General features: G+C 60.7%; 21 protein-coding genes and 1 pseudogene. 7 read left to right on the forward strand and 15 right to left on the reverse strand.

The window, feature by feature from the left end:
- Positions 1 to 6 precede the first annotated feature (6 nt).
- Entirely contained in the window at positions 7 to 1,392 is a 1,386-nt protein-coding gene (gor, locus tag ATY77_RS27095; RefSeq protein WP_088689594.1) for a glutathione-disulfide reductase, read from the reverse strand.
- Between the two features lie 207 nt (positions 1,393 to 1,599).
- Between gor and ATY77_RS27100 the strand changes: the two genes are divergently transcribed.
- Entirely contained in the window at positions 1,600 to 1,818 is a 219-nt protein-coding gene (locus tag ATY77_RS27100; RefSeq protein ID WP_088676169.1) for a hypothetical protein, read from the forward strand.
- Positions 1,819 to 1,838: 20 nt separating this feature from the next.
- Here the strand turns inward: ATY77_RS27100 and ATY77_RS27105 are convergent, their stop codons facing one another.
- The 3 genes from ATY77_RS27105 to rpiA form a co-directional block, all read right to left on the reverse strand.
- Positions 1,839 to 2,123, reverse strand: a complete 285-nt coding sequence (locus ATY77_RS27105) for an acylphosphatase (RefSeq protein WP_088689595.1) — start codon at positions 2,121 to 2,123, stop codon at positions 1,839 to 1,841.
- Between the two features lie 84 nt (positions 2,124 to 2,207).
- Positions 2,208 to 2,765 carry a DUF2059 domain-containing protein gene (locus ATY77_RS27110; RefSeq protein WP_088676148.1) on the reverse strand — a complete coding sequence of 186 codons (558 nt, stop codon included), beginning with the start codon at positions 2,763 to 2,765 and terminating at the stop codon, positions 2,208 to 2,210.
- Between the two features lie 15 nt (positions 2,766 to 2,780).
- Positions 2,781 to 3,479 (reverse strand): ribose-5-phosphate isomerase RpiA, encoded by a 699-nt coding sequence (gene rpiA / locus ATY77_RS27115; RefSeq protein ID WP_088689596.1) that lies wholly within the window; start codon positions 3,477 to 3,479, stop codon positions 2,781 to 2,783.
- A gap of 246 nt (positions 3,480 to 3,725) precedes the next feature.
- Between rpiA and ATY77_RS27120 the strand changes: the two genes are divergently transcribed.
- A complete protein-coding gene (locus tag ATY77_RS27120; protein ID WP_088689597.1) occupies positions 3,726 to 4,436 on the forward strand; it encodes an HAD family hydrolase in 711 nt (236 codons plus the stop codon).
- Between the two features lie 296 nt (positions 4,437 to 4,732).
- On the opposite strand, the gene ATY77_RS27125 is transcribed toward ATY77_RS27120, so the two are convergent.
- Both ATY77_RS27125 and ATY77_RS32690 read right to left on the reverse strand, forming a co-directional pair.
- Positions 4,733 to 6,646, reverse strand: coding sequence for a murein L,D-transpeptidase (locus ATY77_RS27125; protein ID WP_088689598.1), 1,914 nt, complete (start codon positions 6,644 to 6,646; stop codon positions 4,733 to 4,735).
- A 92-nt stretch (positions 6,647 to 6,738) separates the two neighbouring features.
- Positions 6,739 to 7,068, reverse strand: a complete 330-nt coding sequence (locus ATY77_RS32690; RefSeq protein WP_141103970.1) for a hypothetical protein — start codon at positions 7,066 to 7,068, stop codon at positions 6,739 to 6,741.
- On the opposite strand from ATY77_RS32690, the gene fumC reads away from it, so the two are divergent.
- Positions 7,067 to 8,458, forward strand: a complete 1,392-nt coding sequence (gene fumC / locus ATY77_RS27130; protein WP_088689599.1) for a class II fumarate hydratase — start codon at positions 7,067 to 7,069, stop codon at positions 8,456 to 8,458. The genes ATY77_RS32690 and fumC overlap by 2 nt on opposite strands.
- 309 nt (positions 8,459 to 8,767) lie before the next feature.
- On the opposite strand, the gene ATY77_RS27135 is transcribed toward fumC, so the two are convergent.
- Positions 8,768 to 9,595: a VCBS domain-containing protein gene (locus ATY77_RS27135; protein ID WP_088689600.1), complete on the reverse strand. Its 828-nt coding sequence runs from the start codon at positions 9,593 to 9,595 to the stop codon at positions 8,768 to 8,770.
- A 256-nt stretch (positions 9,596 to 9,851) separates the two neighbouring features.
- Between ATY77_RS27135 and ATY77_RS27140 the strand changes: the two genes are divergently transcribed.
- A complete protein-coding gene (locus ATY77_RS27140) occupies positions 9,852 to 11,459 on the forward strand; it encodes a fumarate hydratase (protein ID WP_088689601.1) in 1,608 nt (535 codons plus the stop codon).
- A gap of 115 nt (positions 11,460 to 11,574) precedes the next feature.
- Here ATY77_RS27140 and ATY77_RS27145 read toward each other — a convergent pair whose 3' ends face one another.
- Complete coding sequence (locus ATY77_RS27145) at positions 11,575 to 11,784, reverse strand: hypothetical protein (RefSeq protein WP_088689602.1); 210 nt, start codon at positions 11,782 to 11,784, stop codon at positions 11,575 to 11,577.
- A gap of 348 nt (positions 11,785 to 12,132) precedes the next feature.
- Here ATY77_RS27145 and ATY77_RS27150 point away from each other — a divergent pair, with 348 nt between their 5' ends.
- A complete protein-coding gene (locus ATY77_RS27150; protein WP_088689603.1) occupies positions 12,133 to 13,200 on the forward strand; it encodes a GGDEF domain-containing protein in 1,068 nt (355 codons plus the stop codon).
- A gap of 25 nt (positions 13,201 to 13,225) precedes the next feature.
- Here ATY77_RS27150 and ATY77_RS27155 read toward each other — a convergent pair whose 3' ends face one another.
- Positions 13,226 to 13,837, reverse strand: coding sequence for a pyridoxamine 5'-phosphate oxidase family protein (locus ATY77_RS27155; RefSeq protein ID WP_088689604.1), 612 nt, complete (start codon positions 13,835 to 13,837; stop codon positions 13,226 to 13,228).
- Positions 13,838 to 13,873: 36 nt separating this feature from the next.
- A complete protein-coding gene (locus tag ATY77_RS27160; protein ID WP_088689605.1) occupies positions 13,874 to 14,848 on the reverse strand; it encodes an alpha/beta fold hydrolase in 975 nt (324 codons plus the stop codon).
- Between the two features lie 46 nt (positions 14,849 to 14,894).
- Here ATY77_RS27160 and ATY77_RS27165 point away from each other — a divergent pair, with 46 nt between their 5' ends.
- Positions 14,895 to 15,362 carry a MarR family transcriptional regulator gene (locus ATY77_RS27165; RefSeq protein ID WP_088689606.1) on the forward strand — a complete coding sequence of 156 codons (468 nt, stop codon included), beginning with the start codon at positions 14,895 to 14,897 and terminating at the stop codon, positions 15,360 to 15,362.
- A gap of 3 nt (positions 15,363 to 15,365) precedes the next feature.
- Here ATY77_RS27165 and ATY77_RS27170 read toward each other — a convergent pair whose 3' ends face one another.
- Both ATY77_RS27170 and ATY77_RS27175 read right to left on the reverse strand, forming a co-directional pair.
- Positions 15,366 to 16,556, reverse strand: coding sequence for a low temperature requirement protein A (locus tag ATY77_RS27170; protein ID WP_088689607.1), 1,191 nt, complete (start codon positions 16,554 to 16,556; stop codon positions 15,366 to 15,368).
- 29 nt (positions 16,557 to 16,585) lie between these two features.
- Positions 16,586 to 16,960, reverse strand: a complete 375-nt coding sequence (locus tag ATY77_RS27175; RefSeq protein WP_088689675.1) for a DUF971 domain-containing protein — start codon at positions 16,958 to 16,960, stop codon at positions 16,586 to 16,588.
- Positions 16,961 to 17,096: 136 nt separating this feature from the next.
- Here ATY77_RS27175 and moaA point away from each other — a divergent pair, with 136 nt between their 5' ends.
- Positions 17,097 to 18,143, forward strand: a complete 1,047-nt coding sequence (gene moaA / locus ATY77_RS27180; RefSeq protein WP_088689608.1) for a GTP 3',8-cyclase MoaA — start codon at positions 17,097 to 17,099, stop codon at positions 18,141 to 18,143.
- A 201-nt stretch (positions 18,144 to 18,344) separates the two neighbouring features.
- On the opposite strand, the pseudogene ATY77_RS33325 reads toward moaA, so the two are convergent.
- From ATY77_RS33325 to ATY77_RS27195, 3 genes and pseudogenes are all read right to left on the reverse strand, one after another.
- A pseudogene (locus ATY77_RS33325) lies at positions 18,345 to 18,601 on the reverse strand (SAM-dependent methyltransferase); the annotation flags it as partial.
- 73 nt (positions 18,602 to 18,674) lie between these two features.
- The gene (locus tag ATY77_RS27190; RefSeq protein ID WP_088689609.1) at positions 18,675 to 19,991 is read right to left on the reverse strand and encodes a J domain-containing protein; all 1,317 of its coding nucleotides are present in this window, start codon (positions 19,989 to 19,991) and stop codon (positions 18,675 to 18,677) included.
- 109 nt (positions 19,992 to 20,100) lie between these two features.
- Complete coding sequence (locus ATY77_RS27195; protein ID WP_088689610.1) at positions 20,101 to 21,051, reverse strand: sugar-binding transcriptional regulator; 951 nt, start codon at positions 21,049 to 21,051, stop codon at positions 20,101 to 20,103.
- Positions 21,052 to 21,056 lie beyond the last annotated feature (5 nt).

Genomic DNA, 21,056 nt, shown 5'->3' on the forward strand with positions numbered 1-21,056 from the left:
GGAGTCTCAAACGCGCTGCCCGTCGCGGATTCGGTAGCTCGGCGCATACATGGTGACGAGCTCTTCGGCCGCGGTCGGATGCAGCGCCATCGTCCGGTCGAAATCGTCCTTGGTGCAGCCGGCCTTCAGCGTGATGCCGAGCAGCTGCGCCATTTCGCCGGCATCATGGCCAAGAATATGGGCGCCCACCACCTTGCGGCTCGCCGCATCGACGATCAGCTTCATGATCATCCGCTCGGGCCGGCCGGAAAGCGTGGCCTTCAGCGGCCGGAACTGGGCGCGGTACACTTCGAGCTCGCCGTACCGCTTGCCCGCCTCTTCTTCCGACAGGCCGACGGTGCCGATCTCTGGCTGCGAGAAGACGGCGGTCGGGATCAGCTCGTAGTCCGGCCGGGTGGGATTGTTCTTGTATTCGGTCTCGATGAAGCACATCGCCTCGTGAATCGCCACCGGCGTCAACTGTACCCGGTTGGTGACATCGCCGAGCGCATAGATGTTTTCGACATTGGTGCGGGAATAATCGTCGACGATGATGGCGCCGCGCTCGTCGACGGCGACGCCGGCCGCTTCGAGGCCGAGGCCCTCCGTGTTCGGATCGCGCCCGAGCGCCAGCATGACCACGTCGGCTCGCAGCGTTCCGCTGTTCAACGTCTCGAGAACGAGACCGTCCTCGCCTTTCGAAACCTGCTGCAGCGTGTCATGGCAGAGAATGCGGATGCCCTTGGCGACCATCGCCTCGTGAAGCCCGCGCCTCAGATCCTCATCGAAGCGCGACAGGATTTCGGCGCCGCGATAAATCAGCGTCGTGTCTACACCGAGACCGTGGAAGATATTGGCGAATTCGACGGCGATATAACCGCCGCCGGCGATGACGATCGATTTCGGCAGCTCCTCGAGATGAAAAGCCTCGTTGGAGGAGATGCAAAGCTCGTGACCGGGAAGCGCGACATGCGGGTTCGGCCGGCCGCCGGTCGCGATCATGATCGTCTTCGCCGTCACCATCTGCCCGGTTTTCATCAGTCGCACCGTATGGGCATCGACGAGTTCAGCGCGTGTTTCCAGGATTTCGGCATTGGCGCCGACGAGGCCTTTTTTGTAGAGGCCTTCCAGCCGGGCGATCTCGGCATCCTTGGCCGCCACCAACTTCTTCCAGTCGAAGCTGCTTTCGCCGACCGTCCAGCCGAAGCCCGCCGCATCCTCGAAGTGCTCGTGGAACTGCGAGGCATAGACGAAGAGCTTCTTCGGCACACAGCCGCGGATGACGCAGGTGCCGCCGTAGCGGTACTCCTCGGCGATCGCCACCTTCTTGCCGAGCGAAGCGGCGACACGAGCGCCGCGCACGCCGCCGGAACCGCCGCCGATGACGAAGAGGTCGTAATCATAGGAAGACATGAGAAGCTCCGGAAGGAATCGCAGGAAGGACGTCCCTGATATAGGGGCGATCCTCATCAAAACAAAAGCCCCGCTCCTGCGTCTTCCCGTTCTCCATCGCCGAATCTTGCTCCGTCAGCGTTGACCACGGTCGTCGTCAGGGTTGACCAGGCCCGCTGCGGCTGGCAGGGCAATGCAGGGAAACGGAAAAGCATGCCGGAGCAGATTATGGATCAAACTCTCTTCGCCAACCTGTGCAAGGCCGGCAAATTCAAGGAAGCGCTCAACCTCGCCATCCAGGGCCACGAGAACGAGAAATTCACGCCGAGCCGCTTCGCCATGGACAAGAAAACCGGACTGCCGATCTTCTACCGCGGCAATAAGCGCGTGGAGCCGGACGAGACGGGCGTATGGCAATTGGCCAAGAGTTCGAAGGATTGGGGCTGAGCGCCAGGCCGCACCTGCTATCAGCCGGTGATGCGGAAATCCGCCGGCCTCTTCTCGAGGCGGATCGTTTCTGTCTCGACGCCTGAAACCGATGCGCCCGCAGGGCCGCGCTTCAAACGCTCGATCATCGCCGAAATCGCGCCATCCGGTCCGGCGATCAAAGCGGCGACCGATCCGTCCGCTTCGTTGCGTACCCAGCCTGTGACCCCGAGCCGCAACGCTTCGTCGCGCGTCCACATGCGAAATCCCACGCCTTGGACCTTGCCAGATATCCGCGCTCGTACAGCCTCGTATTGATCGGACATGTTGCCTCGTCGGTCATCGCGGCATCCATCATAACAAAAAAGCCCGGACAATGCCGGGCTTTCGCAAATTCTGACAGGCAGGCCTTACTGCTGGGCGGCCGGTGCCGGGGCAACCGGGCTGTCGGTTGCCGGCGGCGGCGCCTTGATGACCTTGGACAGTTCGGCGTTGCTCTGCTTTTCCAGATCGCGGGAAATGCCCTGCGCCCAGATGTCGGCGGCCTTCGCGGTTTCGCGCGAAGCGACCGGGCCGTCGCGCAGCAGCTTCTTGCCGACGTCGGAGGTGTAGAAGGCGGCGATCGCCTTCAGCTCGTCGACCGTGAAAGCCTTGGCATAGGTGAGTGCGGCTTCCTTTTCGAGATCGCCGCGGCGCGGCGCCAGTGCCAGCGCCTGCGCATCGACCGTCGAAGAGATGATGTCCTGGTAGTTCGGCGAATCCTGGATGAGGCCGGCCTTCAGACGCTCGGCAAGGCCCGGCAGGATGTTGTCGAACTGGGCCGTGGCGCCGATGGCGTCGATCGCCGCGCGCGCAGCCTTCAGCTGCTCATCGGAGGCTTCCTGCGCCTTGACGGCGGAGCCGAAGGCAAGCCCGGAAAGAACGATGGTCGCAGCGGCGAAACGGCCAAGACCTGCAATGTTCATCATGAGTGTATGCTCCTGTTATCTGTTCGCCTGCAGCGTGCGCGCACCCGCAGGACCGGCAATGATCGCAAGTGCCGCCATATTGATAAAGAGCCCGTGTTCGACGACGCCGGGTATGGAATTCAGCTCGCTCGAAAGCGCCTCTGCATCAGGAATGCGGCCAAAAGATGCATCGATGATGTGATGGCCGCCATCCGTGGTAAACTCTCCGTCACCCGACTGGCGCAGGCTGAGCTCACCGGAAAGGCCAAGCCGCGCCGCAACCTTTTCGATCGCCATCCGGGTCGAGACGAGGCCGAACGGATTGACCTCGATCGGCAGCGCGTAGGCGCCGAGCGTGTCGACCAGCTTGCTCTCGTCGGCGATGACGATCATCCGCTGCGAAGCGGCGGCAACGATCTTTTCACGCAGCAGCGCGCCGCCGCCGCCCTTGATGAGTCTCAGCGCTGCGTCGACCTCATCGGCGCCGTCGATCGTCAGATCAAGCGCCGGCAGCTCGTCGAGCGACTTCAGCGGCACGCCCAGTTCGACGCAGAGCCGCGCGGTTCTTTCGGACGTCGGGACACCCTCGACCTTGAAGCCGCGGGCGACCTTCTCCGCCAGCAGCCGGACGAATTCTTCGGCCGTGCTGCCGGTGCCGATCCCAAGGCGCATCCCGCTTTCGACATGGGCAAGTGCGGCCTCGGCGGCCTTGATCTTCATTTCGCGCGCATCCATGCGCCGCCAGCTCCTGATATTGCGTTGGATGTGCTGTTTACACGGCTCGCCAGGCAAACGAAAGTCAAAATCATCACGGAAAATGAAAAGCCGAAACAAATGCCTGCGGCCTCCCCGCTCATCCCCAGGCCGTTGCTTTCCACCGCGCAATCGCCTACCCCAGGGACAACGCAGTCGTTCCCAGAAGGACGCAGTCGCCCCCTGAGGCGACGCTCACCACGCCCCATCGCTTAAAGAGGCAAACCCTTGACCCCTGCCCCCGCTCATCAGGCGCTTGTCGTCTTCGATCTCGACGGAACGCTTCTCGATACGCATGCCGATCTCGTCGAAAGCCTGAACCATACGATCGCAGCCCTCGGCCTCGAACCGGTCAGCTATGACGATCTCACCCATCTCGTCGGCCAGGGCGCGCGGGTAATGATCGAACGCGCCTGCCGCCTGCGCGGCCATCCGCTCGCCGCAGACGCCGTGCAGCCGCTCATGGAACGCTTCGTCGCCCATTATGCCGGCAATATGCCCGGCCACACCGAACCCTATCCAGGCTTGGTCGCCGCGATGGAGCGGCTGAAATCCGCCGGCTATCACCTTGCCGTCTGCACTAACAAGATGGAGAGCCTCGCGCTCGGTCTGCTCGACAAGCTCGATCTCACCCACTATTTCACCGCCATCACCGGCGGCGATACTTTCGAACACCGCAAACCCGACGCTCGCCATCTGACGGGCACCATCGAGCGCGCCGGCGGCGATCTCTCCCGAACCGTGATGATCGGCGACAGCATCAACGATATCGCCGTAGCGAGAAACGCCGGCGTGCCATCGATCGCCGTGCCCTTCGGCTATTCTGACGTGCCGGTCTCGACGTTGAACCCGGATGTTATCATCACGCATTATGATGAACTGACGGTGGAGCTGGTGGAGAGGCTGCTGCGAGAGTATGCGGAGAAGGTTGCGGTCTGAAGCGTCCGCTCACCTATCCTCCCTCATTCCTGTGCCTGTCACAGGAATCCAGCCGGCTTGCGTCCGCAAGCAGAATAGACTCTGAGCTGAATATGAGATCGCTCCTGCGATCGCACCATTTATCAACGGTAATTTCCCGCCACATGGACACGCGGCTGCTGGATTCCTGTGACGAGCACAGGAATGAGGGACGAGTTTGGCGCACCGGTCTGCCAAACACAACGCTCACCTATTCCTCGCCCAATACAAAATGGGCGGCCCGAAGACCGCCCAATCAATAACCCGACAAACCTGTATCAGATCTGCGCCCCACGCGCCTTCGTCGTCGCGTCGAAAGCTTTGTCGACATAGGCGTCGCGGCCGTAGACGTCGTCGAAATATTCCACCACGCCGTCCTTGTTCGGCCAGGCGGTGAAATAGGAAACGTAAACCGGGATCTTCTGCGGCACTCTCACCGCATGGTTCTGGCCGGTAGCGATCTGCTTTGCGACCTCCTGGACAGTCGTGCCGAGCACGGCCGCCGCCATGGCGCGCGGATCGGCAAGGCGCACGCAGCCGTGGCTGAGAGCCCGCATGTCCCGTTTGAAGAAGCTCTTCGAAGGCGTGTCATGCATGTAAATCGCATGGCTGTTCGGGAACAGGATCTTCAGTTCGCCGAGCGCATTGTCGCTGCTTGGCGGCTGGCGCACCGAGACGTTCTGTGTCGAGCCGTACCAATCGACGCTGGACGAGGCGACGGCGTGGCCGTTGACTTCGACTTCGTAGCCGAGCTGGTCGAGATAGTTCGGGTCCGAGCGCAGCTTCGGCAGCATCTCATTGATGATGATCGACTGCGGCACGCCCCAGAACGGGTTGAACTCCACCGTCTCGATCTCGTCGTTGAAGAAATAGGTCTGATTGTTCTTGCCGCCGACCACCACGCGCATCGACAGCTGTTCCTTGCCGTCATTGTGGTAGTAGGCCATGTAGGCGGGCTGGTTGATCATGACGTAACGGGAACCGAGGTCCTCCGGCAGCCAGCGCGCCTGCTCCAAGGCAACGACGAGCTTGTCGATCTTCGAGGCGCTGGTGTCGCCGCCGGTCATGGCGCGTACCGTCGCCTGGCCGATGACGCCGTCCGGCTTCAGGCCGCGCTCCTTCTGGAAGTCCTCGACCAGCGAGACGATGTCGGGAGAATAGTCGCTGCTGCCGGTGTAGGCGGCAAGCGTCGCCGCATGATCGGTCTTCAGCGTCTCGGAACCATGCTTCTGCAGCGCCTTGACGATATTGGCGATCTCCGGAGAGCTGTCGCCCGGCCGAAGCAGTCCGCTGAGCGAAATGACGATGTGCTCCTCGCTACCGCCATCAGCGGCCCGCAGCTTCGCAAGCTCGGTCTTCAGCGCCAGGAACTGCGGGCTGTCGGGCGAACGGCTGGCGATGTAAGCGCCGACATCGGGGCTCATGCGGGCAAGTTTCAGCACCGGCGTCAGATTGACGACCTTGCGCTGAAAATCGTGATAGCCGGAAATCTTGTTCGGATCGATGCGGCCGCGCACCGTGTCCTGCACGAAGGCCAGCACCTTGGCCGAAAGATCGAGTTCGAATTGCGTCAACGCCCGGTCGCGTACGGCGGGATCGGGATTTGCCGGATCGATCTCGGGCGCCTGAACGGCATAATCGGCCGCATCGAGCCCGACCGAGGACGCATCGGCAAGCGTCGCCATCGCCGACTTGGCGCGCTCGTTGATCTGGTTGCCGTCGACCCAGACGAGTGGATTGCGGTTGTCGCCATAATAGGCTTCGAGCGCCTTGGCGACGTCGGCATTGGCGCGGACCTTCGCCTGCGCCAGGAAGCGGCGCTGCACCACGGGTTCGGCAGTGGAATCGCCGCCCGGCGAAACTTCGGCAACCGCACCGGTGACGATCGGATCGGCGAACTTGCTGGTATCGACGAATTGCAGCGTTTCGGTCTTGTAGGTGTAGTAGCGCGGACCGCTCACCTTTGGCAGCGGCGCTTCCGGATCGAGCCCGCCCAGCGATCCGCCGGTCGCGCCGCGCGGCGCCACCCGGCCGGGCGGCATCTGGTCCATGAAGATGGTGCTCTGGGTCCGCTGCCTGTCGCCGCGCAGCATATCCATCAGCGTATAGGCATGCGCGGGAGCGGCACTCATTACCGCCAGCCCGCAGGAAATTGCCAATGCGGATACCGCGCCTTTCAAAACGAACGTCATATATCTTCCAGTCCCGGTGTCATGCTGTTCTTGTCACGAGCGCAAAGCTCAAGCTCAAATCCCGCGAAACTCACGCAGCGTCGGTTCCTTCATCAGAAATTCGCCTCCGCCGCCAGCGCCGGCGGACTCAATTTCATGTGAGAGGAATCCTGCGCGTCGCCGCGCAACAGTTCACACAAAATTATGAAATTATTGGTTAATTTTTTACCGAATTTTCGCCGCCGGACCAGTGCGACAAAAACGTGCCGACGCATAAAATTTCCAAAGTGGCCGAAAAAGCACGCCGTCCGGCCAAACCAAACATGAGTGCAATATTCAATATTTCGTGCGGTATCCGGTTTTCTTGTCACGGTTTCCAACCTATAAGACCACATCTTTGGAATATGCCAGAAAACAGCATGTAAAGGGAAGGCAAGGCCCATGACCGCAACCCGCACGGAAACCGATACTTTTGGCCCCATCGACGTCGCCGCCGACCGATATTGGGGCGCCCAGGCGGAGCGCTCGCTCGGCAATTTCAAGATCGGCTGGGAAAAGCAGCCGCTGTCGATCGTGCGCGCACTCGGCATCGTCAAGCAGGCGGCCGCCCGCGCCAACATGTCGCTCGGCCAGCTCGATCCGGCCCTCGGCAAAGCCATCGTCGACGCCGCCCAGGAAGTGATCGACGGCAAGCTCGATGACCATTTTCCGCTGGTCGTCTGGCAGACCGGATCCGGCACGCAGTCCAACATGAATGCCAACGAAGTGATCTCCAATCGTGCCATAGAAATGCTGGGTGGCGTCATGGGTTCCAAGAAGCCCGTGCACCCCAACGATCACGTTAACATGAGCCAGTCGTCGAACGATACCTATCCGACGGCCATGCACATCGCCTGCGCCGAACGGATCGCCCATCACCTGCTGCCGGCCCTGAAGCACCTGCATGCCGCCCTCGACATGAAGGTCACCGAGTTCAGCCACATCATCAAGATCGGCCGCACCCACACCCAGGACGCAACGCCGCTGACCCTCGGCCAGGAATTTTCCGGTTACGCTGCCCAGGTCGGCTCCGCCATCAAGCGCATCGAAATGACCCTGCCCGGCCTTTGCGAGCTCGCCCAGGGCGGCACTGCCGTCGGCACCGGCCTCAATGCGCCGGTGGGTTTTGCCGAGAAGGTGGCCGAAGAGATCGCCGCCATCACGGACATGCCTTTCGTCACCGCACCGAACAAGTTCGAGGCGCTCGCCTCGCATGACAGCATGGTCTTTTCCCACGGCGCCATCAATGCCGCCGCTGCCGCCCTCTTCAAGATCGCCAACGACATTCGCCTGCTCGGCTCCGGCCCGCGCGCCGGCCTCGGCGAACTGGCGCTGCCGGAAAACGAGCCCGGCTCGTCGATCATGCCCGGCAAGGTCAATCCGACGCAATGCGAGGCGCTGACGCAAGTCTGCGTTCACATCTTCGGCAATCACGCGGCGCTGACCTTCGCCGACAGCCAGGGCCATTTCGAGCTCAACGTCTACAATCCGATGATGGCCTATAATTTCCTGCAGTCGGTACAGCTGCTCGCCGACGCCGCCGTCTCCTTCACCGACAATTGCGTTGTCGGCATCGAAGCGCGCGAAGACAACATCAAGGCCGGCCTCGAACGCTCGCTGATGCTGGTCACCGCGCTCGCCCCGAAGATCGGCTACGACGCCGCTGCCAAGATCGCCAAGACCGCACACAAGAACGGCACGACGCTGAAGGAAGAGGCGCTCGCCAGCGGCCTCGTCACAGCCGAAGACTACGACGCGATCGTCCGCCCGGAGACGATGATCGGCCCGAGATAGGACGGTTGACGCCGGCTACACGCACGCCGTCCATTGTTGCTCTTCGCTTGCGCTCAGCCTCTTCTCCCGCTGGGGAGAAGAGGTCCGTGGTGACGCCGCATTCCTCTCTCTCGTCCGCCAGGAGCGAGAGGAAGAGGACAGGCCAGCCACTTGCTCCCTCATTCCTGTGCCTGTCACAGGAATCCAGCCACGGCGCGTCGTGAATGAATCAACACTTCAAGGGAAAGAGTCTTTCGCGCCCAACGACTTGGGCGCACTGGATTCCTGTGACGAGCACAGGAATGAGGGAGAGTGTGTTGGCGCCAAACATCACACCAACAGCGAAAAATTGTCCATCACGACAGAATTACCCATGAAATCGAAACGGATTTCGTCGATGTCTTCGATGCTGACCTCGAGATTGGGACCGGTAACCTCGAGCTCCTGCTGATAGACGATCTGCCCGTCGTTCAAGGCGGTGAGCGTCAGTAGAAACGGTGACGCCGACAATTCGGCGATCGAGACGCCCTGAAAGGTGAACTCCCCGCCGTCGACCATTGTCAACGTCACAGGCGCCGAACCCGGCGATAGCACGGTATCGCTGAAGCCGTCCTCGGTGATGGCGTCGACGCCCGGGATGGTATCGTAGACGATACCGTTCAGAAGCGTCAGTTCCTGACTGCCGTTCACGGAGAGCGCAAAACCACGATAGTTGGGAAGGAAGAAATTATCCGCCCTCGACGTGACGCCCATGTCGTCGAAATCCAGGATCTCGTGGTATTTTTCGCCTTCATTGACGCCGTCGATCGCCAGCGTCAGCACGCCGAGGTCCGTGCCCCCTGAGCCATCGGACATTTTGTAGCTCAGCGTCTCGATGAGCTGATCGGATTTCCCCAAATTTTTCACCACATCGAGCGTATAGTCCAGCTCGTACGTGAAGTGACCGTCAGGTTTCACCTTGAAGGTTCCGTACTTGCCCTCAATGATCGTTTCGTGGTCAGGCCCATGTTTGGCGTCGATCCGCACACCATTGACGAAGCGGGCATACATCTGCGCTCCCTCGGGATCGCTGGCGAGGCGCAGCAGATCTCCGCGGATCAAATCATTTTCGAAAAATACGAGAAGGTCGTCGACAGCAGTTGGCTTTGCATTTGTCATTGGAAGCCCCCGGCAGGTTCACGCTGGCGGGAATATGAACCGGCCTCGGACTGAAAGCAACCTGAAGTCGTCGGCTTCGCGACAAATGTCGGTTTCTTTTTTATCAACTCGCCTATCGCGTGTAGTAGACCAACTGCGAAATGCGGCACGACACGGCCGACTGCAGAGTCGGCGCGCATCCAGATTGCTTTTATCCGGCGGCGGATTTAGACCGGTTCCAATCTAGCGACGCACGCCCACCAGAAAGGTCACTTCGATGGCTGACGATCTCTTCCCCCTCGGCAAGGATGCCACCCTCTATCGCAAGATCAGCAGCGACTACGTCTCTGTCGACACTTTCAAGGGCCAGGAGATCCTGAGCGTCGAGCCGGAAGGCATGCGCCTGCTTGCCGAAACCGCCTTTGCCGACATCAACCACCTGCTGCGCCCCGGCCACCTCAAGCAGCTCGCTTCGATTCTCGACGATCCTGAAGCCACCGACAACGACCGCTTCGTCGCCTACGATCTCCTGAAGAACGCGAATATCGCCGCCGGCGGCGTGCTGCCCATGTGCCAGGACACCGGCACTGCGATCATCATGGGCAAGAAGGGCCGCAGGGTCTGGACCGAGGGCGGGGACACGGCAGCGCTTTCCCGCGGCGTCCTCGACGCCTATGAAAAGAAGAACCTGCGCTATTCGCAGCTCGCGCCGATAAAAATGTTCGAGGAGAAGAACACCAAGAACAACCTGCCGGCGCAGATCGATATCTATGAGGAAGGCACTGATACTTACGATTTCCTCTTCGTCGCCAAGGGCGGCGGCTCGGCCAACAAGACCTTTCTTTATCAGGGTACGCCCTCGCTTTTGACCCATGACCGGATGATCGACTTCCTTAAGGAGAAGATCCTCACGCTAGGGACGGCTGCCTGTCCCCCCTACCATCTGGCGATCGTCATCGGCGGCACTTCCGCCGAGATGAACCTGAAGACGGTCAAGCTCGCCTCGACCCGCTATCTCGACGAACTGCCGACCGAAGGCTCCGAGAGCGGCCACGCCTTCCGCGACATCGAGATGGAAAAGGAAATCCACAAGCTGACGCAGCAGATGGGCGTCGGCGCCCAGTTCGGCGGCAAATATTTCTGTCATGACGTCCGTGTCATCCGCCTGCCCCGCCACGGCGCCTCGCTGCCGATCGGCCTCGGCGTCTCCTGTTCCGCCGACCGCCAGGCCAAGGGCAAGATCACCCGCGATGGCATCTTCGTCGAGCAGCTCGAAACCGATCCGTCGAAATACATGCCCGAGATCGACGAGGCGAAGCTTTCCGAATCCGTCGTGCGCATCGACCTCAACCAGCCAATGGCCGCCATCCTCGCCGAACTGTCGAAGCATCCCGTCAAGACGCGCCTGTCGCTGACCGGCACCATCATCGTCGCCCGCGACCTGGCGCACGCCAAGATCCGCGAGCGGCTGGAAAAGGGCGAAGGCATGCCCGATTATCTGAAAAACCACCCGGTCTACTATGCCGGCCCGGCCAAGACACCCGCCGGCTACGCCTCCGGCTCCTTCGGCCCGACGACGGCCGGCCGCATGGACAGCTACGTCGACCAGTTCCAGTCCTTCGGCGGCTCGATGGTGATGCTCGCCAAGGGCAACCGCTCGCGCGCCGTGCGCGAGGCCTGCAAGAAGCATGGCGGCTTCTATCTCGGTTCGATCGGCGGCCCCGCAGCCCGCCTCGCCCAGGACTGCATCCGCAAGGTCGAGGTCTTCGAATATCCCGAACTCGGCATGGAAGCCGTCTGGAAGATCGAAGTCGAAAACTTCCCGGCCTTCATCGTCATCGACGACAAGGGCAATGATTTCTTCCAGGAACTGAATTTGGGTTGATTTCGGCAGGCAGCCGGTTGAGAAGCGAGCGGCAATGCCGCGAGTGCATTGAACTTAACAAAGGGCAATGAAAAACAACCGGCGCCGCCGCGGTTATTAGACCTTCACAGCGCCTTTACTGTGCCTGCGTCTTATCTGATAGACCGACATCCTGTGCCAGCACAGCTGTTGCGCCTGGACGGGCGACATCCCGATCATCCACCCTCGCCAGGATCTCCGTTCGAAAAGCCCCGGCGAAGATGCCGTTATGCTCCAGCAGCAAAGCACCGCCGGCGATGACGGTGAACGCTAGTATGACAACAGAAACGGAACGAGACCTTTTCATGATCTCATGCCCTGGTTTGCTGGCGACAGCTGGATTTTCGCCGGAAAATATCGCTTCAGAATGTCTGCGCTGAAATAGGAGGCGACCAAAACTAGGTGTCGACAAGATGAATACGATCCACGGGCCAGAGAATAACTGTAAGTTTTTTAAACACCGTACCCGCCAAGCGGGTATGCATTGCTCCGCCGAAGATACGTTTTTCGATGCAAAATCATAGGCCTGCTTGAGATATTGCCTCACTTCGAAGTTCTCATATGTAATCTTTGGTATATATCGCTTTAATCTTTTCCCAAGAAATTTAAGCTACGAAATAAAATATTGCCTTCGAATACATGAGGAGTTCGCCGGATGAACACGGCTGTCGCGCCCAAGGTGCAGGTTCCCGACGTAGCGGGTCAGATCACCTATGCCATGCGCTCGATGGGCGTCGCGCCGATACCCCGCAATTACGAACTCTTCTACGAAGCCTATATCGGCTCCAATCCGGCTCTCACCCGAGAGCTCGCAGCTCTCGGCAGCCAGGCGACCCAGGCCGAACTCGATGCGCTCGGCGCGCAGTATTTCACCAACAGCCCTGCCCGCGTCTATGATGACGCCCATACGCGCATCTCGGGCGAACTTGACGGCCTGCTGCGGATCCTGAGGCAGGAGCAAAGCTCGCTCGAAAGCTATACGAGGCTGCTCGGCGAAACCCATAAGCGCATCACTTCCAAAAGCAATGCCAGCGTCGAACTGATCGAAAGCGCGATCGAACTCCTGAGCCAGGCGACCGGCGACACCATGGCGCATGGCGAACGCACCGTCGAGGATGTCGTCCAGCGTTCGCAGGAAATGGATCAGGTCCGCAAGGAACTCGACGAATATAAGCGCATCGCCAATACCGACTCGCTGACGCGCCTTTCCAATCGCCGCGCTTTCGACGATCGCCTCGCCGCCGTCTTCAACAATCCCGGCATGCGGCCGGTCACTGCCCTGCTGCTGGCCGACATCGATAATTTCAAGAAGATCAACGACACCTACGGCCATCCGGTCGGCGACAAGATCCTGGCCACCGTCGCATCCGTCATCCGCAGCAATGTCCGCCGCGATGTTTTCGTCGCCCGCGCCGGCGGCGAGGAATTCGCGCTGATCATCGAGGGCAATACGACCGAGGAAGTGATGGCGATCGCCGAGCGCATCCGCCGGACGCTGGAAACGACCCCCTTCAAGAATTCCCGCACGCGGGTGAACTACGGACCGGTCACCGTCTCGATCGGCGTCTGCATGGCCTCCAATGCAGAGGACGCCGGCGAACTCTACAGCAAGACCGACATCGCGCTCTACGGCGCCAAGAATGCCGGCCGCAACTGCACCATCCTTTATGAGGATGGCATGCAGAAGGATTTCACCAAGAGCTGGCTGATCTACAAGGCTTGACGCCCGTCACCGCTTGGTGACTGTTTCACCACATCGTCTTCGCCGCGCGGCCGGGCCATTCCCGGTCGTAGGTTTCCTGATCGAAATCGCTCACCGCAGCCTTCAGCATCTGCCCCGGCGTCGGCAGGCCTGCCGGATCGGCGAAATGCGCGGCATTCCAGAGTTCCGCCCGCATCACGGCGCGGGCGCACTGGAAATAGACCTCGTCGATCGCGATAACGATGACGGTGCGCGGATGTTTGCCGTCCATCTCGAAACTCGAAAGCAGCGCCTCGTCATTGGAGACGACGCCGCGACCGTTGATGCGCATCGTCGTGTTGGAGCCGGGAATCAGGAACATCAGCGCAAGCCGGGGGTCGCGCACGATGTTGGAGAGCGAATCGACGCGGTTGTTGCCGCGCCAGTCCGGCAGATGCAGCGTCTCGTCGTCGATGACGCGTACCACGCCGCCGAGATCGCCGCGCGGTGAACAATCGAGCCCTTCCGGCCCGACGGTCGCAAGCGCGGCAAAGGGCGAGATCTCGATCATCTCGCGATAGTGCGGCGTCAGCCGCTTGGTCACCTTGTCGACCGATGCCTGCGATAGGCCTGCGCCGTAGATCGTATTGAGCTCTTCGATGCTGCTGATGATTTTCATGAGGCGTCCCGCCGCGGCTTGATATCCGCGCGGACGCTACAATGCCGCGCGCCTGACCGGAAGCTCAAAAAACGGAATGATCTCCGCATCTTTTTTGATGGTTTCGCTGGTCTCCTCTTGCGGGCTACCGTCCAGGAAAGCCGCAACTGCTCCGAGGACGGGGGCCGCGCCGACGATGCGCCGATGTCCGAAGCCGTTCGCCCAGAACAGCCGCACGTTCTTGGCGGCTGCGCCATAACGCCTGGCATGGGCCGCCGACACTTCCTTGTCGTCCACTGCGTGAATGACGAGCACAGGCTGCGTGATCGCGCCCGCCGTATTGCTGGCGTCGAATTCCTCGAGTCGCCGTCCGGTGACACGGTGAACCTCGTTTTCGAGCGCCGCCTGCGCTGAAGGACGAAGCTCGATCATCCGGCCGAAATCGGTGAAGAGCCAGGCCATCTCGCTCGGCGCGCCGATCAGCACCAGTCGCTCGCCGTTGATAGGCGCGACATCGGAAAGCAGGCCGGCTGCCGAGACCATCAGTGCTGCCCCGCCAAAGGAATGGCCGATCGCCGCGTCGAAGGCGCCGAACCGCTCCTCTGCCGCCGCGATCGCTTGGACCGCAAGCCCCATATGCAGAAAACGCCCGCCCGCGCGCCCGTGACCGGGAAAATCGAGCGCCACGACCTCGGCTCCCGTTGCCGCCAGCATGGAAACGAGATCGGCCATGTAGACGGCGCTGGAGCCCCAGCCATGCGTGACGAGATAGCGCTTGCGCTTGCCGAGCGCCCCGCCGTTCAGCCGGTAGGCATGTGCCTTCGCGCCGCCGGAAAGCTTCAGCACAAAGCGCTCCGCGCCTTGAAGCCGCGCCGCCCCCGCCGCATGCGCCGCCTTCGCCTTGCCGCCCTTTGGCCGCGGCGATGGCGTGCGGCAGAACAGCTGGAACGCCGCCCTGCCCGCCAGCGTCGGAGAAACCGCCTGCAGGCCCGAAAATCCCAGGCGGATGACCTTGAGCGCGAAATTTGCCATAGTGGGAATCCAAAACATGTTCAACACTGAACAATAAAGTACAACGATGAACAAAAATCAATCCCTTCCCTGGGATCATCCGCGTTTTCGCAGCTGGATCGCGGTGGCTCGCGCCTGCCAACTCATGCAGCAGTCCCTGGCGCGCTCGCTTGCCGAACTCGACATCAAGCCGCCGCATCTCGATATTCTGGTCAATCTCTATCGCTTCGAAGGCATCTCCCAGCAGGAGCTGGCGCGCAAGCTGCTTGTCGGCCGCTCCAATATGAGCATGCTCCTGCCGCAGATGGAAAAACGCGGGCTGATCGAACGGCGCGGCGACGCGCGCGACAAGCGTGTGCTCCGCCTCCATCTCACCGGAGAAGGCCGCAGGCTGACCGAGGCGGCCATGGCGATCCAGACCGACCTCATCGAACGCACACTTTCCGACGAGCCGATCGAGCAATGCATGGCGACCGCCTCCTCCATGGAGCGCATCATCACCGTGCTGCTCAAGGACCTCAGCGACGAAGATTGACGGTCAATGCAGCGTCGGCGTGGGCGATGTGCCGCTCAGCGAGCGATATTCCCAGGCGGCGACGGCGATCGACACCAGCGTTGCCAGAATGCCCAGCAAATAGAGCTCGATGAAGGGCGCCACGAAGGCAAGCAGGATCACGGCCACCAGACCACCGAGGTGCGATAGCGGCATCCGCCCGCTGGTCGCGCCCTTGAACCAGAGATTGCCGATCAGGAACAGGCCGGAGCCGCCGAGCACCGCCGCGGCGACGCCGACATCGCCGGTCTCATGCGGGTGCGAGAACATGAACTCCACGGCCACCGCATGCACGATGATACCGGCCAGAATCGGAATATGGCCATAGGTAAAGGCGAGCCGCGCCAGCCTCCCGGGCGTTTCCTCGTGCTCGATGCGATGGGCGGCGCGCTCATGGCCGAAGCGGAAATAGAGCCACCACATGGCGACCGTGCCGATGAAGGCGGTTACGAAAATAAGGCTCGTCAGACCTGAGATCGGCAGCTCGGCAAAGGTGCGGCCGGAAACGAGGATCGCTTCGCCGAGGCAGATGATGACGAAGAGCGCGCAGCGCTCCGCCATGTGCGCCCCGGAAACGTCCCAATCGCTCGGCGTCGAGCGGCCGAGCCCCGGCACCGCAAAACCGGCGGCCGGGCCGGCATATTCGATCGCCAGCGCGATCATCCAGGCGATCAGCCGGGCTTCGTGCTCCAGCAATCCGCCGGCAATCCAGAAGATCGCGGCCACAGCGAGCCAGCTTGTGATGCGGGCAAAATTCAGCGTATTGGCCCGGTCGACGCGAGTCATCGCATAGGTCGCAAACAGCGAACGCCCGACCTGCATCGCCACATAGGCCCCGGCAAAGAGCAACCCCTTGTCGCCGAAGGCCTCGGGGATGGAGGCGGAAAGCACCAGGCCCAGCATCATCAGCACGACCAGCATGCCGCGTACCGGGATCTTGTCGGGATCGAGCCAGTTCGTCACCCAGGTGGTGAAGATCCACACCCACCAGACGGCAAACGTCATCAGCGCCGCTTCGGCCGCGCCGAGCGGCGTGTAATGGGCGGCAAGCGCATGCGAAAGCTGCGAGATCGAAAAAACGAAGACCAGGTCGAAGAACAGTTCGAGGAAAGTCACCTTGCTGCCGGCCGCACTGCCCTTGGCGCGCAGCCAGTTCTTTCTAGTCGCTTTCGCCATGTGTCCCCCGATGGCCGGTTATGTGAAATTCAGCGCGGCTTTTCCGCCGTGTCGCGGTTCATGCCCTTTTCCCTGAGCTCGTCCTCATAGGCCGAAAACAGCTCCGCTCCCCGCTCGCCGAGTTCGCGCAGATAGGTCCAGGTGTAGATGCCGGTATCATGCATGTCGTCGAACCCGATTCTGACGGCGTAATTGCCGGTCGGCGTCATCGAAACGATCGCGACATTGCGCTTGCCCGGCACCGTCACCTTCTGCCCCGGCCCGTGCCCCTGCACCTCCGCCGAGGGCGACAGCACGCGCAGAAGCTCGGCCGAAAGATCGAAGCTCTTGCCGTCGTTGAAGGTCACCACCAGCCGCTGCCGGTCTTTCGAAACGCGAAGTTCGCTCGGCCAGATATCGCTCATCATTTCGTCCTCTTCTCATGCGAGGATTAGGCGTTGCTCTTTTTCAGCGCAAGCTGAAATTGGCCTCTTCGCATCGGCTGTTTCCCTTGACGCGACAATAGCATATGCCCACATTGGGAAGAGTACGGAGATACAGGTGAACACCAGAGTCGAAACCATAGGCAATGCATCGCCGCTCACGGCGGATGCCCACCCGATGATCGACCCTTTCGGCCGGGCAGTCACCTATCTCCGCGTCTCCGTCACCGACCGCTGCGATTTCCGCTGCACCTATTGCATGGCGGAGAATATGACCTTCCTGCCGAAGAAGGATCTGCTGACGCTGGAAGAGCTCGACCGTCTCTGTTCCGCCTTCATCGCCAAGGGCGTGAAGAAGATCAGGCTGACCGGCGGCGAGCCGCTGGTGCGCAAGAACATCATGTATCTGGTACGGCAACTCGGCCAGCGGATCGGCTCCGGCCTCGACGAGCTGACGCTGACGACCAACGGCTCGCAGCTCGCCCGCCATGCCGAGGAGCTTTACGATTGCGGCGTGCGCCGCATCAACGTTTCGCTCGATACGCTCGATCCCGACAAGTTCCGCAAGGTCACCCGCTGGGGCGATTTTGCCAAGGTCATGGAAGGCATCGACGCCGCCCAGAAGGCGGGCATCAGGATCAAGCTCAATGCCGTGGCGCTCAAAGGCTTCAACGACGTGGAAATGCCGGAGATGGTCCGCTTCGCCCACGGCCGGGCCATGGACCTGACCGTCATCGAAACCATGCCGATGGGTGAGATCGAAGAGGACCGCACCGATCAATACCTGCCGCTCTCAGAGCTGCGCGCCGATCTCGAACGTCAGTTCACCCTGACCGATATCGATTACCAGACCGGCGGCCCGGCGCGGTATGTCAGGGTCCAAGAGACCGGCGGCCGCCTCGGCTTCATTACACCGCTGACCCATAATTTCTGCGAAAGCTGCAACCGCGTCCGCCTCACCTGCACCGGCACCCTCTATATGTGCCTCGGCCAGAACGACGCCGCCGATCTCAGAGCCGCACTGCGCGCCACCGAAGACGACGCCCTCCTCCACGCCGCCATCGACGAAGCCATCACCCGCAAGCCGAAAGGCCACGACTTCATCATCGACCGCACGCATAATCGCCCGGCGGTGGCCCGGCACATGAGTGTCACGGGTGGGTGATGTTTGCGGTAGATTTCTGCCTTAGAGAGCGAATGCCGGCGTCAAGTTGAGGAGAACGCCTACTACCCACCCTCGTTCCTGTGCTCGTCGCAGAAATCAGGGAGAGTGGGTAATGCCCGGTGCTGATTTTCCGCGTACGGCTTATGGAACGCCACCACAGGACCGGTCGTCGCCTCCGTGACATCCATAGAATGCGTCACATCACCCAGGCTTACGCGCACAAATTGCAAACCACTCCTTCACCATCCGCTCCAGCCCTCTCAGAACCGGCATTTTGCGCGCCTGCCGCCCATTGAATATCGCCGAGCTTGTGGTCGACCACGATGTCCACAAAGCCCGCCTTGCTGAGGAGATTGACGACCGCTTCCGCTAGCATTTCCTTGCCGAAATGCGCGCGAGAGCGGCATGCTCTGATGCCGCATCATCATTTCCGGCGACATGTAGTTCGCCGGCGGCTTGCGACGGCTGAACTGGGTTTCAATGGAGACTTAGAGCCGCATTTTCCTGGAAACAATAAGGCAAAATCCCCCTTCAAGGGCGACTAAATTCTTCAGGAGATATGGTGAGCGGGCTAATCTCTCTGTCCCCTGTGGCAGGGGTCTTCGCAATCCGATAGACGAGCTTGGTGGTGGCCGGCTGTGTTCCGCTGATGTCGGTAACCAAAAATTTCGCTGAAGGCATTTCGCCGGCGCCGATAGTGTCAGCGAAGCCTTGGCAACCAAGGGCGAGTTGGGTACCGAAAGCATACTGCACTTTGTATTGGCCATCCGGAATACCGCTCAATTGCGCCGTCTGGCCGCGGGCGACGAAGAAGGCACTCACCAAGACACCCGAAACTGCGTCTCTCAGCTTGATAATCGCATCCACTTTGCTCCCATTGTATATCTCCAACTCGTGACCAACCTCGGATGTCCAGAGACGTCCTCCTAAAATCTTCCCATTCTGCACTGGGATGGTACAGTTCGGCACATACGGAGTTACCACGGAGGGGGCACGTTCTAGCAACGCGGTTTGAGGCAAAGAATATGATTCAAACGAAGCGCGCCGGCTCATTGAATCCATAACGAAAAATGCCACGATAATCCCGGGCACTGAAAAAGCCATGAATAGATGCGTCGAAACCGTGCCGACGGACAGGCGCCAAGGGTCTTTCAGGTGGGGCCGATAACGACCGATGCCCTTCTCCTCCAACCGTTCAATTAATATTGCCGCGCATTCGACTATGCCTTTATCGCGCGCCCTCTTTGAAGGAACCGCGAGAGCATAGGACAATAGGAAATTTCCGCGCGTCAGGAATGCCACGGCGTTGTGCCAAAGCATTTCCTCATCCAATTTCCGATCTCGTTTACCACCAAACCCATTCCGCACGATCGAAACAACAGAATATGGGATACCCCATGGAGCAGCCCACCACCCAGCAAGCATCGTTATGAATGAGGACTTCAATCCTTCCCTGCGCGCACAGCTCGCGCAGAATATTCCTTCCGAAGGAGAGCAGGTTGTCCAAAAAAGGAAACTGTAGACCCGAGAGAAGGCGACATAACGCGGCTGAGGAGTGACCGATCCGCAGCGCGAACACGATATCGGGTTGATCACTTCATACTGAAGCTCAGGCTCCGGTACAGCCTTTTGATACTGCAAGCCGTCATATTCAGCGCGTCGAACGGGATCGTTTAAAACGTCGTACGCCTTGGAAACCTCGTGGAATTTTGAGGCCGATTTTGCGCCAGACATATCTTGATGCGTTTGCTGGGCAAGTCGCCAGAATGCGCTTTTAATCTCCTTAGCCGTTGCCGACGGCTGCACACCCAAAGCCTCGTACAAGCCTTGAGGATCCATGTCCTTCATATCATCCTCTTGAGTGGCTTCCCGACCGGTGCCTAACCCACCGAGAACATACGGCTGGGATATTTTCAAGAGGGATCACACAGAGAAGATTGGGCTTGCGCCCGTATCGTCAGTCGATCAATCGCTGCGCGGTAAACTTGTCCGTAACAAGCATATCAATGACCCCTACGCGGAGCGCACCTGCAATGGCATCGGTCTTCTTGGACCCGCCGGCAAGGGCAATGACCCGGTCGACCCGCTCGAGATCCTCAAGCGGCAGCCCAATGACCCGGTCGTCCAGGGGCGTCTTGACCGGCTTGCCGGTTTTATCGAAGAAACGCAGCGAAATGTCGCCGACGGCGCCTGCTTCCGCGAGATCGGAGAGTTCGCGAGCCGAAAAGATATTGCCGGAGCGTGCCAGAAGTTCGGAGGGCTCGACGGCTCCGATTCCGACGATCGCCAGCGTGATGCTGCCGAACAGGTCCATCGTCTCGCGGACGAACGGATCGGCCTGCATCAGAAGCTTTGCTTCTCTTGATGTCGTCACGCCCTGCACCGGCAGCAGTTTCGGCTCGGCGCCGGTCAGCCGTGCAAGCCGCGTGGTCAGCTGTGTCGCATGCGTCTGCACGGAGGGATCACCCATGCCTCCGAGGGTCTGGACGACGTACTTCGCCTGAGCGCTCTTCTGGGGATGAATGTTCTCGACCATCTTGAAAATGGTCTGGCTCCAGCTCGAAACGCCGATGATCTCCCCTGGCGCAAGCGTCACCTCCAGGAGATGCGCCGCCGCCTCGCCGATACGGGCCATGATGGCCCCGTCCCGATCTTCGGTGCATTCGACGACGATCGCCTCCGGCAGATCGTATTTCTGGCGAAGCGCGCCCTCGAATTCGCTATAGGTGCCGACGGGAGGGATGACGCTGGTTCGCACGATATCTTCCGCCTCGGCGCGCTTGAGCATGCGCGACACCGTCGCCTGCGACAGGCGAAGGTGTTGTGCGATCTCCGCCTGCCGCCGCCCCTCGATGTGGTACATCTGGGCGACCCTTGAAATGAGGCGGAGTTCGTTGAGGCGAGTCATCGCTG

Source organism: Rhizobium sp. R634, assembly GCF_002211305.1.
Lineage (GTDB): Bacteria > Pseudomonadota > Alphaproteobacteria > Rhizobiales > Rhizobiaceae > Rhizobium.

What these genes read in the sequence shown, in the direction of transcription:
- gor (WP_088689594.1), bottom strand. Translation starts at nt 1,392, where the DNA reads ATGTCTTCCTATGATTACGACCTCTTCGTCATCGGCGGCGGTTCCGGC.
- ATY77_RS27100 (WP_088676169.1), top strand. Translation starts at nt 1,600, where the DNA reads ATGGATCAAACTCTCTTCGCCAACCTGTGCAAGGCCGGCAAATTCAAG.
- ATY77_RS27105 (WP_088689595.1), bottom strand. Translation starts at nt 2,123, where the DNA reads ATGTCCGATCAATACGAGGCTGTACGAGCGCGGATATCTGGCAAGGTC.
- ATY77_RS27110 (WP_088676148.1), bottom strand. Translation starts at nt 2,765, where the DNA reads ATGATGAACATTGCAGGTCTTGGCCGTTTCGCCGCTGCGACCATCGTT.
- rpiA (WP_088689596.1), bottom strand. Translation starts at nt 3,479, where the DNA reads ATGGATGCGCGCGAAATGAAGATCAAGGCCGCCGAGGCCGCACTTGCC.
- ATY77_RS27125 (WP_088689598.1), bottom strand. Translation starts at nt 6,646, where the DNA reads ATGACGTTCGTTTTGAAAGGCGCGGTATCCGCATTGGCAATTTCCTGC.
- fumC (WP_088689599.1), top strand. Translation starts at nt 7,067, where the DNA reads ATGACCGCAACCCGCACGGAAACCGATACTTTTGGCCCCATCGACGTC.
- ATY77_RS32690 (WP_141103970.1), bottom strand. Translation starts at nt 7,068, where the DNA reads ATGGGCCTTGCCTTCCCTTTACATGCTGTTTTCTGGCATATTCCAAAG.
- ATY77_RS27135 (WP_088689600.1), bottom strand. Translation starts at nt 9,595, where the DNA reads ATGACAAATGCAAAGCCAACTGCTGTCGACGACCTTCTCGTATTTTTC.
- ATY77_RS27140 (WP_088689601.1), top strand. Translation starts at nt 9,852, where the DNA reads ATGGCTGACGATCTCTTCCCCCTCGGCAAGGATGCCACCCTCTATCGC.
- ATY77_RS27145 (WP_088689602.1), bottom strand. Translation starts at nt 11,784, where the DNA reads ATGAAAAGGTCTCGTTCCGTTTCTGTTGTCATACTAGCGTTCACCGTC.
- ATY77_RS27150 (WP_088689603.1), top strand. Translation starts at nt 12,133, where the DNA reads ATGAACACGGCTGTCGCGCCCAAGGTGCAGGTTCCCGACGTAGCGGGT.
- ATY77_RS27155 (WP_088689604.1), bottom strand. Translation starts at nt 13,837, where the DNA reads ATGAAAATCATCAGCAGCATCGAAGAGCTCAATACGATCTACGGCGCA.
- ATY77_RS27160 (WP_088689605.1), bottom strand. Translation starts at nt 14,848, where the DNA reads ATGGCAAATTTCGCGCTCAAGGTCATCCGCCTGGGATTTTCGGGCCTG.
- ATY77_RS27165 (WP_088689606.1), top strand. Translation starts at nt 14,895, where the DNA reads ATGAACAAAAATCAATCCCTTCCCTGGGATCATCCGCGTTTTCGCAGC.
- ATY77_RS27170 (WP_088689607.1), bottom strand. Translation starts at nt 16,556, where the DNA reads ATGGCGAAAGCGACTAGAAAGAACTGGCTGCGCGCCAAGGGCAGTGCG.
- ATY77_RS27175 (WP_088689675.1), bottom strand. Translation starts at nt 16,960, where the DNA reads ATGAGCGATATCTGGCCGAGCGAACTTCGCGTTTCGAAAGACCGGCAG.
- ATY77_RS27190 (WP_088689609.1), bottom strand. Translation starts at nt 19,991, where the DNA reads ATGAAGGACATGGATCCTCAAGGCTTGTACGAGGCTTTGGGTGTGCAG.
- ATY77_RS27195 (WP_088689610.1), bottom strand. Translation starts at nt 21,051, where the DNA reads ATGACTCGCCTCAACGAACTCCGCCTCATTTCAAGGGTCGCCCAGATG.